This window comes from Marinomonas foliarum, assembly GCF_016906065.1.
Taxonomy (GTDB): Bacteria; Pseudomonadota; Gammaproteobacteria; order Pseudomonadales; family Marinomonadaceae; genus Marinomonas; species Marinomonas foliarum.
This window is the reverse complement of the sequence record NZ_CP070273.1, coordinates 3110089-3128974: the sequence shown is the minus strand read 5'-3', so window position 1 is coordinate 3128974 and position 18886 is coordinate 3110089. Positions and strand designations below refer to the sequence as shown.

General features: G+C 43.6%; 16 protein-coding genes. 5 read left to right on the top strand and 11 right to left on the bottom strand.

The window, feature by feature from the left end:
* Window positions 1–17: 17 nt before the first annotated feature.
* The 8 genes from JSY38_RS14555 to JSY38_RS14520 all read right to left on the bottom strand — a co-directional run bounded on the left by JSY38_RS14555 (window position 18) and on the right by JSY38_RS14520 (window position 11404).
* Window positions 18–683 (bottom strand): precorrin-8X methylmutase, encoded by a 666-nt coding sequence (locus tag JSY38_RS14555; RefSeq protein WP_205113806.1) that lies wholly within the window; start codon window positions 681–683, stop codon window positions 18–20.
* Window positions 680–1468, bottom strand: a complete 789-nt coding sequence (locus JSY38_RS14550; protein WP_205113804.1) for a precorrin-6A/cobalt-precorrin-6A reductase — start codon at window positions 1466–1468, stop codon at window positions 680–682. The genes JSY38_RS14555 and JSY38_RS14550 overlap by 4 nt, the downstream gene beginning before the upstream one ends.
* Window positions 1465–2601: a cobalt-precorrin-5B (C(1))-methyltransferase gene (locus JSY38_RS14545; RefSeq protein WP_205113802.1), complete on the bottom strand. Its 1137-nt coding sequence runs from the start codon at window positions 2599–2601 to the stop codon at window positions 1465–1467. Before JSY38_RS14545 ends, JSY38_RS14550 begins: the two co-directional genes overlap by 4 nt.
* Before the next feature lie 6 nt (window positions 2602–2607).
* On the bottom strand, window positions 2608–3942 hold the full coding sequence (locus JSY38_RS14540) for a cobyrinic acid a,c-diamide synthase CobB (RefSeq protein ID WP_205113800.1): 1335 nt from the start codon (window positions 3940–3942) through the stop codon (window positions 2608–2610).
* Window positions 3939–5726: an ATP-binding protein gene (locus tag JSY38_RS14535; protein ID WP_205113798.1), complete on the bottom strand. Its 1788-nt coding sequence runs from the start codon at window positions 5724–5726 to the stop codon at window positions 3939–3941. Before JSY38_RS14535 ends, JSY38_RS14540 begins: the two co-directional genes overlap by 4 nt.
* A gap of 191 nt (window positions 5727–5917) precedes the next feature.
* Window positions 5918–8617 carry a hybrid sensor histidine kinase/response regulator gene (locus JSY38_RS14530; RefSeq protein WP_205113796.1) on the bottom strand — a complete coding sequence of 900 codons (2700 nt, stop codon included), beginning with the start codon at window positions 8615–8617 and terminating at the stop codon, window positions 5918–5920.
* 74 nt (window positions 8618–8691) lie between these two features.
* Window positions 8692–10476: an EAL domain-containing response regulator gene (locus tag JSY38_RS14525; RefSeq protein ID WP_205113794.1), complete on the bottom strand. Its 1785-nt coding sequence runs from the start codon at window positions 10474–10476 to the stop codon at window positions 8692–8694.
* 322 nt (window positions 10477–10798) lie between these two features.
* Window positions 10799–11404: a YitT family protein gene (locus JSY38_RS14520; protein ID WP_114410346.1), complete on the bottom strand. Its 606-nt coding sequence runs from the start codon at window positions 11402–11404 to the stop codon at window positions 10799–10801.
* A 251-nt stretch (window positions 11405–11655) separates the two neighbouring features.
* On the opposite strand from JSY38_RS14520, the gene JSY38_RS14515 reads away from it, so the two are divergent.
* The 3 genes from JSY38_RS14515 (at window position 11656) to gloA2 (ending at window position 14010) form a co-directional block, all read left to right on the top strand.
* Entirely contained in the window at window positions 11656–12543 is an 888-nt protein-coding gene (locus JSY38_RS14515) for a LysR substrate-binding domain-containing protein (protein WP_114410347.1), read from the top strand.
* Between the two features lie 112 nt (window positions 12544–12655).
* Window positions 12656–13609: a LysR family transcriptional regulator gene (locus JSY38_RS14510; RefSeq protein WP_205113792.1), complete on the top strand. Its 954-nt coding sequence runs from the start codon at window positions 12656–12658 to the stop codon at window positions 13607–13609.
* An 11-nt stretch (window positions 13610–13620) separates the two neighbouring features.
* Complete coding sequence (gene gloA2, locus JSY38_RS14505; protein ID WP_114410349.1) at window positions 13621–14010, top strand: SMU1112c/YaeR family gloxylase I-like metalloprotein; 390 nt, start codon at window positions 13621–13623, stop codon at window positions 14008–14010.
* Between the two features lie 114 nt (window positions 14011–14124).
* On the opposite strand, the gene JSY38_RS14500 is transcribed toward gloA2, so the two are convergent.
* Together JSY38_RS14500 and grxD are read right to left on the bottom strand one after the other, a co-directional pair.
* A complete protein-coding gene (locus JSY38_RS14500; RefSeq protein ID WP_114410350.1) occupies window positions 14125–14748 on the bottom strand; it encodes a peroxiredoxin in 624 nt (207 codons plus the stop codon).
* 96 nt (window positions 14749–14844) lie between these two features.
* Window positions 14845–15174 (bottom strand): Grx4 family monothiol glutaredoxin, encoded by a 330-nt coding sequence (gene grxD / locus JSY38_RS14495; RefSeq protein ID WP_114410351.1) that lies wholly within the window; start codon window positions 15172–15174, stop codon window positions 14845–14847.
* Between the two features lie 243 nt (window positions 15175–15417).
* Between grxD and argF the strand changes: the two genes are divergently transcribed.
* Together argF and JSY38_RS14485 are read left to right on the top strand one after the other, a co-directional pair.
* Window positions 15418–16323: an ornithine carbamoyltransferase gene (argF, locus tag JSY38_RS14490; protein WP_205113790.1), complete on the top strand. Its 906-nt coding sequence runs from the start codon at window positions 15418–15420 to the stop codon at window positions 16321–16323.
* 98 nt (window positions 16324–16421) lie between these two features.
* Window positions 16422–17348: a LysR family transcriptional regulator gene (locus JSY38_RS14485; protein WP_181858469.1), complete on the top strand. Its 927-nt coding sequence runs from the start codon at window positions 16422–16424 to the stop codon at window positions 17346–17348.
* Between the two features lie 23 nt (window positions 17349–17371).
* Here JSY38_RS14485 and JSY38_RS14480 read toward each other — a convergent pair whose 3' ends face one another.
* Complete coding sequence (locus JSY38_RS14480) at window positions 17372–18886, bottom strand: ATP-binding protein (RefSeq protein WP_205113788.1); 1515 nt, start codon at window positions 18884–18886, stop codon at window positions 17372–17374.

Genomic DNA, 18886 nt, shown 5'->3' with positions numbered 1-18886 from the left:
AAGGCTCATAGAATGCATTAATAATACTCGCCAATATTACAGCGCAACAAAGCATTACAACTGGCCGATGTCACGGCGCTGCCACCCATTCGCCCTAGCAAGGTGATGCATTCAATACCCAGTTTCTCATGGGCTTCCCACAGCGCGTCTTTCGATTCCGCTGCGCCGACAAATCCCACCGGCATACCGATAATTAAAGCTGGTTTTGGCGAGCCTTGTTCTATCATTTCTAACAAGCGAAACAGGGCCGTTGGTGCATTGCCGATTAAAACCACGCTGCCAGCAAGATCTTGTTGCCATAAACTCAGTGCCGCCATAGAGCGAGTTTCACCTTTGCTTTTTGCCAATTCTGCAGTACGAGCATCATTCAAAAAGCACAATGGCTCTCGCGTTATCATGCGTTTGGTCACGCCTTGCTTGACCATTTCCACGTCGCACAAAATCGCGCCATTGTTGGCTAACGCCTCGCGCCCTGCTTGAGTTGCATTGGCACTAAAGCGTACTTGCTCAGCCACGTCAGGCAAGCCAAGGCTATGTACTACGCGCATAACGACTTGCTGCTGGTCTTGGCTCAAGCCAGACAAATCAGTTAACTCGCGGATTTGTCGAAAGCTGTCGCTCTCAATGGCTTGAGGATTATTTTCGTATTGATAACTGTATTGAGAGTCGTCTAAAGAAGTCACTGTTGGTTGTCTTTTTGTTGATGTTTAATGTGAGTAGAAGCCTTGCCCCAAGCGGCTAAACAAGCTTTCAAGCAGTCTTCCGTGTCACTAAATTCGCGCTCGGCTTCTGGCAAAATTGGCCGAGCATGCAATAAAACGGGAATAGATAATTCTCTGGCGGCTTCAAGCTTTGAATAGGTGGCCGAACCGCCACTGTTCTTACTAACGATAACATCAATGCTGTGATCCATTAACAATTGGCGCTCGTCTTCTAAGGCAAAAGGGCCAATGGCTTTTATCCAATCTATCTTATCTGGCAGATCAAACTTAGGCTCAACCGCCGTTCGCCAAACAATGCGTTCGATACTCGGCAATTGCAGAACACGTTTGAGCAAGACTTCGCTCATTTGCCCAGCGCTTAATAAGGGCACTCGAAAGCCATCAAGCTGCGCCAGAAAATCGGTTTCATCTTGGTAATATTTCCAGTCATCGGCCTCTTCTTGTTGCCAGGCAGGACGATGAAAACGCCAGCATGGAATGCCAACATCTTTAGCCGCCGTCACGGCCTTACTGCTCATGGTTTGCGCATAAGGATGAGTCACATCCAAAATCGCGCCGATGTTATTGTCTTTTAAGTACCGAGCCAAGCCACCAAATTGGGTAAATCCACCTACCACCAATTGGCAGTCCACCTTGGGCACGCGAACCAACCCCGCCAAGCTGTAGATGATGCTTACATTCTCTCTATGTAACGAGTCAGCCAGACGGCGAGCATCGGCGGTGCCGCCCAATAATAAAACCTTCATGGCTCATCTCGCTTTGTTAAATCAGCATCCAAGGCTTTACCAACAAATTGACCTTTGCGATCAATCGCCCAGACTTCTAACTCGATGTGAGCGGGAATGTACTGTCTTGCAAAGTCTAAGGCTTGCTGACAGATGGCATCAGCCAGAGGTAATCCTGCGAACATGGCAAAAGACAAGGCTTCCACACTGGTGTTGGCGTTTGTCATACGCTCTTGTAACTCAGCCTCAGCGCCTAAACTGGCCGCCAATTGCGCCAAGGAAGCAAGATCTATACTGGATGCGCGACTGTTTAGATCCATGTGATGCTGAGCCAACTTGCTGATTTTACCAAAGCCTCCGCAAATACTCAGCTTAGTCAGTTGAACAGACGCAGCGGATTCGACTTTTTTAATATGTTTTAACACGGCACCAACAAAGTCGCCCATTTCGATTAAAGCCATATCATCGAACTGATAATGACTTTTTATCGCGTCTTCGCTGGCGTTGCCAGTGGTAGCGGCAATGTGTGTAATTGAATTAGCACGAGCTACATCAATGCCCTGATGAATAGACGCAATGTAGGCGGCACAGGAAAACGGACGCACAATACCTGTGGTGCCAAGAATTGATAAGCCCCCCAAAATCCCCAAACGTGGATTCATGGTTTTTTGCGCGATTTGCTCGCCATTGATCACGCCAACTGACACATCGAAACCACCATGATATTGATAGGTTTGCGCAAAATCTTCCAAATGCTCGGTCATCATTTTACGCGGCACTGGGTTAATAGCAGGTTCGCCAACATCAAGCAGCAAACCCGTTCGTGTCACAGTGCCCACGCCTTGCGCCGCATGAAAACGTACGCCTTGTTCTGGGGACAATCTCAGCTCGACAAATAAGGTTGCCCCGTGTGTCGCGTCTGGGTCGTCTCCAGCGTCTTTGATGGTGGCGGTTTTGATGCCGTCGTCTATTGCTTGATACTCGATAATCGGCAGATCAACCACTTTGCCTTTGGGCAAGGTGACGCTCACGCTTGAATCTTGTTGTTGGGAAAAAAGTGCCTGAGCCGCCGCCACACAGCAAGCCGTCGCGCAGGTTCCAGTAGTTAAACCAGTACGCAGTGGCGCGGGCGATTCAGCACTTTCAGGCCACATAATCCGCTAGCCCTGCTGACCCGCTAAAAAGATCTTAGCAGTAACGTCTAAATTCGAAGGGAAAAACAAATGCAAATAACTCGCGGTTAAGCCTTTCTGCTGATAAATTGCTTCCCCTGGCGCTGGATGTCTTTGTCGACGACCATAACCCACAGGTTCTGGTGTATTGGCACTGCGCGACCTGTGATGCGCATGGCCGCGAATTTCACCTTGTGGAATCACTGCGGTTTGCATGCCTTGGCAGCCGCGTTTACCACGCATTGCGCCTTGGCCTGCTAAAATCCCCAACATCGGATAACACTGATTATCCAAGTCGGTTAGATCATCCAAGCTATAAAGCATACCGCCGCATTCTGCTAAAATACCTTTTCCCGAATGGAAGAAAGCCTTGATGGCTTGGCGCATTGGAAGGTTTTCAGAGAGCGCTTTGGTGTGTAATTCAGGATAACCACCCGGCAACCAAAGGGCATCAGCATCGGGTAAAGCTTGATCATGCAAGGGCGAGAAAAACACCACCTTAGCGCCCAAGCTTTTCAAAGCAATCAGGTTCGCATCATAGATAAAACTGAACGCGGCATCTCTAGCAACCGCAATGGTTTTACCCAGCAAGCTTTGTTCAATGATTTGATTGTCATCTACTTGCTTAGCGGCATAAAAAGGCACGGCGTTAGGCAATGCCAACAAGCCAGTGTCTTGAGTTTCTTTGAGCCATTCCACGGCGGCTTCAAAACGCACTTCTAGTTCGTCTTTTACTTCGTCTGCTTGTACCAAACCTAAGTGACGCTCTGGCAAGGTAATTTCTTCATCACGCTTTAAAGTTGCGAGCAAAGGCAAGCTTGCAGGTAGCGCATCGCGGATCAATTCCGCATGCCGTTCGCTGCCACAACGGTTGGCAATCAGCCCTGCGACTTGCACATCGTCACGGAAATTCGCCAAGCCAGTTGCGACCGCAGCAGCCGTTTGCGCCATGCCTTTAACGTCCATAACAATCGCCATGGGAATACCAAAACGAGCCGCAAGGTCAGCACTGGAAGGTTCGCCATCAAACATGCCCATGGCACCTTCCACTAAAATCAAATCCGCCACTTGGGCAGCTTGGTAAAGCATGTCTTGGCAATACTCTTCCCCCGCCATCCAAATATCCAGTTGCTCGACTGGCTGCTTAGACGCTTGCGCTAAAATCTGCGGATCTAGGTAATCAGGACCTGTTTTAAACACACGAACTACTTTGCCTTGATTGGTAAAATAACGCGCCAACGCCGCCGTAATGGTGGTTTTTCCCTGATTAGACGCGGGAGCTGTCAAAAATAACGCGGGACAATGAACAACAGAAGTGGTCATAAAGCAGTCTCTAAGAGCGAATTTAATGAAACGTATTGTGCGCCCAAATGCTGGGCAATATCCTGGCCTCGGCCTCGCTTGACTGGCGCGTTTTCAATATCGATTAATACTGTATTGCCTGGCAACACAAGATCTGACACGTCGGCTTGAGTGCGGCCATCGGTCAATATGTAAGTTTGGCTGTGCAAGCCTGTCGTTGCTTTATGCTGCTGCGCCAAATACTGACTGGCGTTTTCGATAGCAACACGAAATGGCGTACCGCCACCAGCACCTAAATCCTCCAATAAATCAGAGATTTCTTTAGGAGCGCGGACTTTGGCCAAAATCGACGACACGCCATCTTGTCCAAAACCTAAAATAGCAATCTGTTCTCGCGCTAAATAGGCACGCTTAGCAATGTCTAAAATCACACCCTTGGCATGGGCAAAAACGCCTTGGCTCAAAGTTGACGCGGACGTATCTAACAACACCAAGTGCAAAACAGACTGACCGGTTTTAGCGGGCTTATGAGCCAGGCTCTTCGGTGGCCATTCTTGCGGCTGTCTGACAATACTACGAAACCAGTCAATGCCATCTGCTGTTTTAGGGGCAACTGATTGCGCCACATCAGGGCGATAACCGCCCAGCTGCTTGCCTTTATGCTTTCCCGGCGTCACCTCGGCGACCATTGATTGAGTTGCACTTCGTTCATCCGGTTTGTCATCAATGACAACATTGATCGGCGCGCTGCTCGCAAGCGTTTGGGGCGACATACTGCCCCACTCCCCAGAAGCATCTTGCTTATGGGTCTGGTTATCTTGAGAGCTTTCTTGATCTTGTCGCTGATTACCTTTGTTTTGCGAAGGCGAACGCGAACTATCAGGACGACGAGACGGTGGTGGGCTAGGAGGCTGTGACTGGTTCTGAGTTTTAACTTGGCGTCTATGTGCCAACACCAAATCTTCCACCGCTTGAATATCATCTAAGGACACGACTTTTGCGCCACGCCAAGCGGCGTGGGTCATAGCGGCTCGAATCCAAACAATATCGCCACGTACACCGTCTATGTTGGCTGACTGACAGCGAGTTGCGACGTCTAAACGTAATTCATCAGAGCAACGCACTTGTGTCAAAGCTTGCCTTGCCAAGCGAATGCTGTTTTTTAGGTTGCGCTGTTTGTATTTAAAGGCATCACAAAATGCTTGAGAGTCTTGATCGTATTCGTCTCGCAGACGAACAATCTGTACGCGCTCTTCAAGACTGTATTGATTCACTAATTCAACCATTAACCCAAAGCGGTCTTTTAACTGCGGACGCAGCTCACCTTCGTCAGGGTTCATAGTGCCAACCAATAAAAAACGCGCAGCGTGTTCATGGCTGATGCCATCACGCTCAACACGGTTTACACCGCTGGCGGACACGTCCAAAAGTTGATCAACTAAATGGTCGGCAAGCAAGTTCACTTCATCGACATACAAGACGCCACCATGGGCTTTACTCAATAAGCCAGGCTTAAAAACGACGTTTTTATCCTGTAGAACTTGCTCTAAATCTAATGCGCCAAGCAAGCGATCTTCACTGGTACCAAGAGGTAGAGTGGCAAAAGGAACAGATTCATCATCTTGTAAAGCTGGCATGACGCCAGACAAACCACGCGCCAAGGTAGACTTTGCAGATCCACGCGGACCGCTGATCAAGACACCGCCAATTTGCGGATTAATCGCACATAAAATCAACGCCAGTTTAAGCGGCTCTTGCCCCGCTACTGCGGTAAAAGGAAAGTCACTAGAGGCTAAACGAGACATTGAGTTACCTGTTGCGGTTCGTTAAGGTCAAAAAAATCATAAGCCGTCTATTGTAGGCGTTTTCCCTATGATTTGTCTTGCTTGACCTTATCCAGATTACTGTCAAACCCAAATCCTTCAATATGCCTTGAGTGGAATACATACAACAAAGACAACATACCGTAAATTAGGGCTTCTTAGACTAATTATTGTTAAGCAGAATATTGGGCAATTAGGTTTTCCACTAAACCCAAATCAAATTGACTGATCGCCGTTTGAATGGCTTTTTGTTGATTCGAAGGCAAGGACTTACCTAGTAACTGAAATACTTCTTCAGTGGTCTGAACATCGCCACTTTGTGCAGCTCGCAATAATGGCTGCCAATCGTCTACTGTTAACTCAGTTAATGGCTCTTTTGGCTCAGCGTCCAAAGCTGCTTCTTTAAACTCCCCACCAGTATCATTCTTCCTTTTTGTCGTTTCAACGATAGGTACAAATTTTACATCAAGGTGAGCGGCTAACGCGGTATAAATATTTTCAATCTGATAAGGCTTGGCAATTACCTGCCAAAAACCTTCGTCCAAAAGTGCTTGCTGTTCATGAATCAATGTCGACGCAGTCACCGCAATAACAGGAATCAGCTGTTCTGTGTCTTCTTTTTGAATAAATTTTAATAAGTCGATTCCTGTTTTATTGGGCATTCGAATGTCTGTCATCACCAAATCGGGTGGATTCAGCCTAAACGCTTTTATGGCTTGCTCCCCATCTTCGGCTTCAATTATCTGACAGCCTGCTTTTTCGAGCAAAGACACAAGAATATCTCTAGACCATTCGTCATCCTCTGCCACCAGCACTCTTATCGGGTTGTTTAACCTCATATTCAGTAAAGAATCTTGCTCATCACCATCCAGCACGTCACCGTCCTCCACTTTTGATAGTGGTAGATCGACGACAATTTGCGTACCTACACCGTCACTACTTTTGACCGATAGCGAACCTTGCATTAACTTAACTAGAGTCGTCGACAATGCCAAACCTAACCCTGTTCCGCCTGACGCTTCACCAGCTTTACCCTGTATAAATGGCGTAAACAAATGCTCCATTAATTCTGTCTCGATTCCAGGGCCTGTATCTTCGATACTGACATGAATGCGGTCTTCTACAATTTGAACAACGACCTGAACATACCCCTGAGCTGTAAACTTCACCGCATTGCCTAAAAGGTTAGTGATGATCTGCTGAAATTTAACTGGATCCATCCAAACAGACAGACGCTCATCAATATCGCAATCAACAGTAAGGTCTAAACCTTTTTCCTGCGCTTGACCTTGAAAGAGCCTGCCAATCTGACTAACTTCTCGACAAAGATTCATTTTCTGCTCATGTAATACAAGTCGACCAGATTCAATACGCGCAATATCTAAAATATCGTTAATTAAGCCTAGTAAGCGATTACCTGCGCTGGCAATAGATAAAAATCGCGTTCGGGAAACTCCCGTCAATTGATTATCTTCGCTAATCAATTGCGCATAGCCAATAATGGCATTGAGCGGGGTACGGATTTCATGACTCATATTCGCTAAGAAATGACTTTTGGCCTGATTGGCTTGCTCTGCTGCTTCTTTGGCTTGCTCTAATTGTGCTGAGACATTTTTTTGTTCTGTGATATCACTCATTATGTAACCAACAGAAGTGGCATGGCCATTTTCATCACGCAGTAAAAAATAAGTTTCGTGAGTAGCAAAAATGCGATCATCCATGCTCTTAGCTTGCATTTCCCCTTCCCAGACACCATGATCTTTCACATAAGGAATCACGGTTTCTTTGAGGAATTTCTGGCTAGCTTCAGGGTAAAAATCGAGATAATTTAATTCAGCTAAAGATGAATTAGTCACTTCTTCATCAACACCAAGCAGGCTGCGTATTTTTTTATTGAAGTAATTGATATCACCATCCAATGTCGCCATAGCAAAGCCTTGTGCTGAATTATCAGCAAAGCTTTTAAATAGTTTTAATTGGTTAAAAAGTCGGTGACGTTCAGTAATGTCTCGGGCAATACCTAAAGTGCCACAAAAGTTTATCGAAGGCTCTACCACTGGAACACGATGAACTTCAAACAAACATGGCTCACCGCCATCTTTTGGCGTCCCCCAACCTTGTTCATGTGATGTCATACCTGTTTTTAAGGGAGTATTTCCTACACTTTGGTAATAAGCGCCTTTCCCATCTAGGTTTAGCTCTAAGTCACTTTTTCCTTTAATTTCATCTAATGTCAGTTGATTGAAATCTAAAAAGGCTTGATTACAATCAAGGTAATTCCCTTGCTCATCTTTAGACCAAACAATATCGGGGATATTATTAAGCAACGAAGACAAGGTCAGCTCTCGACGCCGCGCATCTTCACGGGCCACAATTAAATCGTTCTCAGTCTGGACCCAATAACCTATTTCTTCAAAAATTCCAGCTACGCTCAAGGCCCTATTACGACTGTCTCTACGAGTAACGCTACCGCGCATCTCTATCCAAAAACATTCTTTTGAAGGGTTTTGTATTTGCAAACGTACTGACTTACGTTCAATCGCTACTTCTTGCTCAAGTAATGCGGCTTTCCATGCCTTGAACGTTACTTGATCGTCTGGCGATAAGAACGCCAACCAATCCTCTACGCATTTTGGCGTCTTTTTTTCTTCAAAACCCAACTGCATGAAAAATTCAGAGGAAGCATACAAACGATTCGTTTCCGGATACCACTCCCACACTCCAGCATTAGTTGCTAAAATTGCTCTTGAATAACGGCGCTGTAGAAGTTTAAAGCGCCATAAAAAAACAAGCTGAAGAATAACCAAAGCAAAAGCGGTCACACAAAATAAAAAGACAAGTATTTTGAAAAGTGTAGGCAGTTGAATATCCATGTTTAATCCCTAAAAACATCAAACACAAGACTTATGTAGATGAGATATTGGTTTAGATTTGAGGTTTCGATACTCTACAGTTTTTCTGGCTTATGAAAAAAGTAGCCTTGGCCCCATTCAACCCCAAGCAATTTAAGTCTATCAACAATACTTTGGTTTTCCACAAACTCAGCGACAACAGGTTTATCCAGCATTTTGGCTAGTTTAACGATTGAATCCACCATGCCGAAGTGAAGCTCGTTAAGGTGCATGTCTTTTATAAACATGCCGTCTATTTTGATTAAATCGAAAGGCAAATCCATCAAATAGGCAAAAGAAGAAAAACCTGTTCCAAAATCATCTAACGCAATCGTACAGCCATGCTCATGCAGCAAAGACATAAAACGACGGGTATCAGCGAAGTTATTTAATGCCTCGGTTTCGGTAATTTCAAAGCAAAACTTTGAACCGTCTAATTGAAATTCCGCCAACTGCTCAACGATGTATTCAGCAAAGTTCGCTTGCCTGACAGAAAGTGCTGAAACATTAAGTGCAACCTGATCAATTGTATCCCACAAATCACTGTTTTCAGCCATTTTACGCATAGTATTACGAATCACCCAGCGATCTATCTTGGAAACAATTCCAAATCGCTCTGCGGCACGGATAAAGTCATTTGGATAAATTAATTTACCAGTCTCTTCATCGATAAGTCTCACCAGTATCTCAATTTTCTTTTTTGGCCCTTCTTTAAGAAGTGAAAACACTTGCTGAAAATGAACTTCAAAAAGGTCTTTCTCTAAACCATCGATAATACGGAGGCCCCAATTTAAGTTCCCTCGATGTTCTTCATATGCTAAATCTTGTGCATTCTTGATAACTTTAGAATGAATACCAGACTTTTTACTGGTATAGCATAATTCATCAGCCAGCATGACAACTTGCTCAAATGACACCATATCAATAGTAATAGGCATAGCGACTTGCGTTACGGTCATTCGAAATTGACGTTCATCCCACACAAAGGCGAAGTCTTTAAAGCCCTGCTGCAATAGACGAAAAAAAGACTCAACCGCCACATCGCCGCCTTGGCTAATCACTATGGCAAATTTATCACCACTTAAACGTGCACAGAAATCTCGTTGAGGATCGGCAAGTTCACTCATCATAATGGCCAACTGGTGCAACAATTCGTCACCAGCGATACAACCACATGAATCGTTTATCAGACGAAACTCGTTCACGTCGATTAAAATAAAATATGGTATGTGCTCGGCTGTTTTAGCTTGGACTCCAGAAATAAGGTGGGATACGTGTTCATCTAGTGCATCGCGGTTATAAAGTTGGGTTACGAAATCGTGCTGAGCAAGATACTTGAGTCGATCTTGCATATAACGCCTTTCGTTCACTTCTTTTCGAAGATTTCGATTTACCAAATTAAGATCGGCTGTGCGCTCACGAACCTTCTCTTCTAGTGACGCAGTAAGCTCTCTTAACTCATTTACTAATTGGAACTTTTCTAGCTGATGCTGGACTCTTGAACGAACTTCTTCAATTCGGATAGGCTTACTTATATAGTCATTACCGCCTGCCTCAAAACCTCGACTTACTTCGTCTTCTAATGCAGTGACAAAAATAACGGGGACGTCTTTGTGTATAGGATGAGATCTAATACGCCGACAAGTCTCAAAACCATCTATGCCTCCCATCATAACGTCTAGCAGTACTAAGCAAGGTTCAGTTCGCTCAAGCAGCTCTAATGCACGTTCACCAGAATTCGCAACAGCAATATGACAATCTAACGCGTCCATCACTTCCTGTAATACGCGTAAATTCTCTGGTACATCATCGACAATTAACACTGTTGGGAATTGCTTCATACCTAGCTATGCCTTTTCTATGATTTAACAATCACTTGTAAAAGTAATTAAAACGCCATAATCGAACAATATTTAAGTAACGCCCCTAAATATTAACCCTGTTCCTGACAAAATATCCATCTTAGTTATGCAGATAAAGAGACGAAATGTAAAGAAAACACACCTTATACTATAATGTAAGTGTATTTAGGGTACATATTTATTAAACGGGGAGTACAGCAAAACAAAAAAGCACCAAAGAGATGCATCCAATAAATCATATTGCCACGTGAAGCATCTTAATCAACGTAGTTAGGTAGTAGCAGCTAGAAGAATAAAAACCTCAATTAGCCTTAGCATCAACCAAAGAACTCTGCGCCCATTTAGGTGGTCGATGGTAACGGCCTACAACAGAGCTCAATAGCAAAAACGCCACCAAAGAATAACCTAGCTGGCTTAAATCAAGAAAAATAACAGCTGCAATCAAAACCGAGATATCAGCAAATAAAGTGGTTTTACTCGCGTGGATAGAGAATCGACGTTCTAAATAGACAGCCAAAATATTTAATCCACCCAATGAAGCGTTATGGCGGAATAGAATAATCAGCCCAAAACCTACTAATAGCCCACCTAACGCACCTGAAAGTCCAGGATGGATAGATAAGACAACATAATGCTTCATCAACTCTGATAAAGCAGATAATAGGCTCACACTAACAAATGTTCGGATAGTAAAATCGCGACCCAAGGTACACCAAGCCAAGATATAAAAAGGAATATTAAGAAGAAAAAATAAGGTTCCAAATGACAGATCTGTCAGCCTTAGTAGAATCATACTCACTCCTGCCGTTCCGCTAATTAATAACCCAGCAGAATTAAGAATGTGTATGCCTAAAGCAACGAGCAAGCAGCCTTCAACAATAGAGAGCCAACGATGGGTAGTTTTCATGGCAAAATCCTTCACATAAATCGTATTAACTTTTGGTTAATAACAAAGGTTTGTAAATCGCCTCTTGTGGAAGCGGATAACACAGACCGATTGCAGTACTGAGTCTATCAATACAAATTTCTGCATATTTCATACCATAAAAGAAAAATGCACAATCAATTTTTACGGATTTATTGGCACTTTCCCCCATTTATATAGTCAATAAACATTAGCACTACTCTTCCAGCTAAAAACAGAGCTACAATAGCAAAATGAGAATAACACTTAGACAATTACAGATATTTGAAGCCGTTGTGCACACCGGATCAGTAACAGCTGCAGCCGAAATGGTCTCTATCAGCCAGCCTGCAGCCAGTCAGGCCCTAAGAGAATTAGAAGCATTACTTGGACGCCCTCTTTTTCGACGGCATGGCAAGCGTTTACAAATCACCCCTCAAGCTAGGCACCTACTTCCACAAGCACGCGCCGTTCTCAGCCAGATAGAGCAAATAGAAAGCATGGGCAATGAAGATGAGCTTAGTGGTTCACTCCATTTGGCAGCCAGCGTAAGTGTTGGTAATTATCTACTCCCAAAACAAATGTCTCTATTTAAGCGCCAACACCCAAATATTCGTTTTAACTTGGATATTGGCAATACGCAAAGTGTTATCCAACAGCTATTAACAGGCAAAGCTGAAGTGGGCTTCATTGAAGGTTACTGTCAGCACGCTGAACTCATGACTCAAATTTGGCTTAAAGACGAATTAGTTGTTTTTGGCTCTGCTGAAGAAGACCGACCAGAAAGTTTATCTTGGGAAGACTTAAAAGAAGCCAGCTGGGTAATGCGAGAATCAGGGTCTGGCACACGAAACATATTGGAACAGGCAACTGCAGCTCATATTTCCCAACTCAATGTGGTTTTATCCCTTGCTCATATGGAAGCGGTAAAACAGGCCGTAATCCATCAAATGGGGCTAGGCTGTTTGTCGCGTATGGCTATTTCACAGGAACTCAACTCTGGGCTGATCCGTCTTTATCAAACACCATTAGAACTGAACCGAAACCTATTAATAGTGACACCAAAAAATACGGCTCTCACTCAGAACGCCCAACGTTTTATTGATCTTTGCTGTGCCGTCCCAATTTTACCGGGAGTTTAACACCGACAACAAAGCAAAATGTAGACTCACAATATGCATTCTATTGTTGTAGTTTACACAAAGGTCAATACAATTAATTCATTATATAAGCCATGCGAACCTCATAAAAAATATGAATATTAATAAAATCGATCTTAATCTTCTTATTTATCTCGATGTACTGTTAAGAGAATGTAACGTCACACGCTCTGCAAGCAAACTAAACATTACTCAGCCAGCAATGAGTAATGGATTAAAGCGCTTAAGAGATCTGCTTGGTGACCCTTTACTTGTTCGCACCAGCGAAGGTATGAAGCCCACAGAGAAAGCCTTACGTTTACAACCTATTGTACGTAAAGTACTTCTAGAGTTAGAAGAAGCACTTCAACCTGAAGCAGACTTTAACGAAAGCACAAGTACACGTGTGTTTCGCATTATGGCAAGCGACTACGCTGCGTCTACTGTTATTCCCAGACTATTGAACCGCTTACGCGAATTTGCGCCTGGGATCACACTCGATATCATGACGCCTAGCGATGTTACCTTTCATGATGTCGAAGCGGGGAAGATTGATATGGCGATCAATCGTTTTGAAGAGTTACCGCAATCCTTCCATCAAAAAAGCGTCTGGTTCGACACTTTTGTCTGCATGATGAGCTCAAGAAATCCAATTAAAGACCACTTTGACATTGAAGCTTATTTAGCTGCACAGCATATTTGGGTAAGTAAGACAGGGTTTGGCGTGGGCGTCGGCATGGACCCAAACGACGTACAAAAATTAGGCTGGGTTGATGAAGCACTGCAAACTCTGGATCATAAACGTAGCATTCGAGTCTTTACCAGAAGCTACCACACAGCAATGCATCTGGCGCTTGAACAAGACCTGATTGCAACTCTGCCTAAAAAAGTCGCCATGGTTAATAAGAAGAACCCTGACCTCGTTATTTTAGACCCACCATTTGATATACCAAAAATTGAGCTGAAAATGATTTGGAGCCCACTACTTCATCATGATGCCAGCCATATTTGGTTTAGAAGACAAGTCATCGATGTAGCCAATGAGCTAAAAGCACAAACAAAAAAATAAGACGTATCATTATGTTTTCAGTCTCACACATTCATCACGTCGCTATTATTTGTTCGAACTATCAAACTTCAAAAAAGTTTTATAGCGAAATATTGGGCTTTCGTATCATTGCTGAAACTTATAGAGAAGAGCGTCAATCCTACAAACTAGATCTTGCTATTAACCCCAACCAACAAATCGAGCTTTTTTCATTTCCATCGCCGCCAGAACGCCCTTCCCGGCCTGAAGCTCAAGGCCTGAGACATCTTGCTTTTGCTGTAGATGATTTGGAATCCTGCATAAAACATCTAAATCAGCATGGCGTCATAACTGAAACCATTCGATGGGATGAGCTTACTGGCAAACGCTTTACCTTCTTCGCCGACCCTGACGACTTACCTCTAGAGCTTTACCAACTATAAACACAGCATCAACTTACTAATCATCCACTCACTAATATAGCGATAAGCTCGACACAAAAAAAACGCCCACTACTTTTCAGTAGCAGACGCTCTTTTTACTATAAAACGAAAGTTTTATAGTGATTTTGAATTCTCAGCAAGGTAAGACGCAACGCCTTCAGGTGATGTGTTCATGCCTTTGTCACCTTTGTTCCAGCCAGCTGGGCAAACTTGACCATTTTCTTCGAAGAACTGAAGTGCATCAACAACACGAACCAATTCGTCCATGTTACGACCGATAGGCTCATCGTTTACTACTTGTGAACGAACGATACCTTTTTGGTCGATAACAAAAGACGCACGCATCGCAACGCCAGCTGGGTAGTAAGAATCACCACCTTCTGACTCAATGCCGTATGCTTTAGCAATTGCATGGTCCATATCTGCAGCTAGAGTATATTCAACAGCACCGATACCACCGTCTTCTACTGGAGTGTTACGCCACGCATTGTGAGTAAAATGAGAATCGATAGATACACCGATAACTTCAACACCCATTTCACGGAATTTGTCCATGCGGTGTGACATAGCGATAATTTCTGAAGGACATACAAATGTGAAATCCAATGGATAGAAAAACACGATTGCATATTTGCCTTTGATTGTTTCAGCTAGGCTGAAAGAATCAACAATTTGGCCGTCAGCCAATACTGCAGGAACTGTAAAATCTGGAGCTTTCTTACCAACTAAAATAGACATTTTTAACGTCTCCTTTTTATTGCTTGATGTTTAAAGGCTAAATTTAACTCAACGTAGCATCACGTATTATTTACCATAATAAGCAACGCAAAAAACTTATTCTTCAGAAGAACCTACGGCTTCATTAATCAACGTCTGTAATTCGCCGTTAGATGCCATCTCTACGATAATATCGCAACCACCTACTAGCTCACCTTTAACCCAAAGCTGAGGGAATGTTGGCCAGTTAGCAAACTTTGGTAGCTCAGCACGAATGTCTGGGTTATCCAAAATATTAACAAAAGCAAAACGCTCGCCACACGACATTAATGCTTGAACAGCCTGAGATGAAAACCCGCACTGCGGAGCGCGAGGATTACCTTTCATGTAAAGCAGAATATCATTACTGCTAATTTGCTCTTTGATTGTTTCGATTGTATTACTCATGCTTAAAACCTCGCTCTGCAACTGTCTTTTTGTAATGACTCAATCAATGATTAAAGCCCTTACGAAATTCAAGTCTATTAAATTCATTAAACTTGCATCAGTTTATTGGGTCTAGTGGTGTATTTACAACCCCAAAAGAGCGCTTTCAGTTACACTTTCCCTTGTTAAATGTCCTTTACTCACTTACCTGAGTGTATTAAATTGGTCGATTCCCTTTTCAGTACACAATTAAGGAGCTATAGCGTGTCGCCTAGACATTTTCTTACTCTGAAGGATCTTTCTTCCGATGAGTTAAAACAGTTATTATTTCGAGCCTCTGAGCTTAAGAAAATCCATCACGAAGGCACACTATTTCAACCGCTTAAAAACCGAGTGTTGGCGATGATCTTTGAAAAATCATCTACCCGTACACGGGTTTCTTTTGAAGCCGGCATGGCTCAGTTTGGTGGTCACGCGTTATTTCTTTCTTCACGCGATACACAGCTTGGTCGCGGTGAGCCAGTAGAAGACAGTGCTCGTGTGATTTCGAGCATGGTTGATGCCGTAATGATTAGAACATTCGATCATCAAACAGTAGAAACTTTTGCTAAATATTCTTCGGTACCTGTAATCAACGCCCTCACCGATGACTATCACCCATGCCAACTACTTGCAGACATGCAAACATACCAAGAGCACCGCGGGTCAATCGAAGGCAAGAAAGTCGTTTGGGTTGGCGATGGCAATAACATGTGTAATTCCTACATCAATGCGGCCGCCATGCTCGACTTCAAATTGGTTGTTGCATGTCCTGTTGGTTACGAGCCTAACGCTGAACTTGTTGCTGAACACGGCGATCGTATTACCGTACTTCACGACGCTCACGAAGCAGCAAAAGGCGCTGACTTAATCGTGACCGATGTTTTTGCTTCTATGGGACAAGAAGATGAGCAAGAGCAACGTCTAAAAGATTTTGATGGTTTCCAAGTCAATACAGACTTAATGTCCAAAGCAAATCCTGATGCTTTATTCATGCACTGTCTGCCAGCGCACCGCGGTGAAGAAGTATCTGCCGATGTGATTGACCGCTCTGATAGCGTTGTCTGGGATGAAGCAGAAAACCGCCTACATGCACAGAAAGCGCTACTTGAATTTTTGCTGTGCCGCTAACACACTATTAAGGCTCGTATGAGTGAGTTTCTCTACGAGCTTTTTTATTCCCAAGCACTGCCCCCAACATTGAAAAGACACATCAACAGTGAATTACTATGAGCATTATTGAAGTTAGGCATTTAAAAACACTGGCCGCACTCAGAGAAACTGGAAGCTTAGTTGAAGCTGCTGAACGAGTTCACCTAACACAATCCGCTTTGTCGCATCAGCTCAAAGATCTTGAAGAAAAGCTAGGCTGCCCGCTTTTCATTCGAAAAACAAAACCCGTCCGCTTTACCAGTGCAGGATTACGTTTATTGCAGCTTGCCGATGATGTGCTACTGTCATTCCGCTCTGCTCAGCGCGATATTCAACGCTTCGCAGAAGGTGAAAGCGGTCGCTTACACATCGCTATTGAGTGCCACAGTTGCTATGAATGGCTTATGCCAACTATTGACCATTTCCGTGAGCACTGGCCAGACGTTGAATTGGATCTTTCAACAGCTTTTGGCTTTATGCCGCTGCCTGCGCTTGCCCGTGGCGATCTGGATTTGGTGGTAACATCCGACCCGCAAGACATTACCAACATTGAGTACATTCCATTATTTCAGTATGAGTCACAAGTTGCGCTATCGCGACATCACGCTCTTGCTAAAAAAGAATACTTAACACCGGAAGACTTCGCTAAAGAAACACTGATTACCTACCCTGTAGAAACCGAACGCTTAGATATCTTCAAACACTTTCTAAACCCTGCCGATATATCTCCTGCGAAAATTCGCCACAGTGAATTGACACTAATGATGATGCAGCTAGTAGCAAGTGGCCGTGGCGTATGCTGCCTACCAAATTGGGCATTAACGGAATATACCAACCGACAATATGTAATTACTAAGTCGCTTGGCGAAGAAGGGGTTTGGTGTAAGCTCTATTTGGCAATAAGGAAAGATCAGCGTGAAAACACCTACATGGAAGATCTGATAACAACAGCGTCAAAAACTTGCTTTAAAAATCTAAAAGGCATTTTGGCACCAGAACTATAATCAGCAAGCCTCCGTAACCAGCATTATGCCACAGTTTTTTTATGCTGGTTACGAGACCAAATAAAGCTAAATTTGGCACCACCAGATTCACTAGCATCAATCAACACAGCACCACCGTGCCAGAACGCAATCCTCTGAACAATCGCTAATCCCAAACCATACCCTCCTGAGGCTCGTGTACGGCTATTGTCTAGCCGTTGAAATGGTATAAAGACTTTATCTCTATCTTCAAAAGCAATGCCTGGGCCATCATCCTCAATATCTAATTGCCAACGTTCGTCATCGTATGAAAAAGTCACAGATATTGCTGTCGAGGCATATTTGGCGGCATTAAGAATTAGATTTTGCAAAGCGCGACTTAAATGATGCTCGTCAGCTAAGACAATATCTTCTTTGGAAATATTCACTTCAACGCTAAGATGCTGCAACAACAAATGATTATGACTCAAAATCCCATCAACCAATTGCGAAACAGACAACTCTTTAAAGTTAAGTTCTAACGAACCACCCTCTAGTTTTCCGTAGGTTAATACCTCATCTACAAGGGTATTTAACTCTTCTACATCACCTTCTAGAGCTTCTATCGTTTTAGCAACACCATCATCCACCTCATCTTTCATAACCTCTAACCCAAAGCGTAAACGAGCGATCGGAGTTCTAAGTTCATGGGAAATGGCATTAATCATCTCTCTCTGCACTTTTAATAAGCGCTGTATATGAGAGGACATTGAATCAAATGAATAAGCTAACTCTTTTAATGTCCCACTACTGTCTGGAACACCTTTTGGAAGGCCGCTTCGGCCACGGGCAATCTGGCGAGTAATACTTTCAAATGTCTTGCGTTTAGAATCTAACGAAACGAGCTCCCGCCAAATTAAAATCAACATGACAGCGATTCCCAAACCCACGACGATAACAACGACTAAGGATAAAGAAACATCATTTTCTTCAGTGACAAACACCAGTAGAGATTGACTGGCATTTTTATCTCTCCAAACAAAACCATGTTTAGTATAAGCTCCGTGGACTGTTGCCACGCCCGTTAATGGACCAGGAACGTCGTAAGAAACCGCCTCCATATCAACACAGTTGAAACTTTCCAGTAAAACCAACTTGTCTGAATAACTTATTAAATCCGTTAACAATAACTGACTAAGCAAAAACTCTAACTGAAACAATGGATCACTTTCATCAACACGACCAACCAGCACGGGCTCATCGGATTTACCAAGAGCTATCTGATAACTGTCTTCGGGGAGTTTTAGCCACTTTTTCTCTTGAATCAAAGCTGAAATGGCCGAAATATTGAGAGATCCTCTGGGTTGAACAGTCCAGTTGAATTGGGACTCTGGAATTTCTTGTCGAATACCTGAAAGCAATAAGGCTGAGCTTATTTCTGCATCGACACAGAGTAATTGCTCTTCTCTTGAGCCACTAAAACGAGCTTGAGTAAACTCAATAACAATATAGCAACATGCAACAATAACGACACCTCCTATAATAAGGTGTCGATATAATCGCCACATTTCAGCACGCAT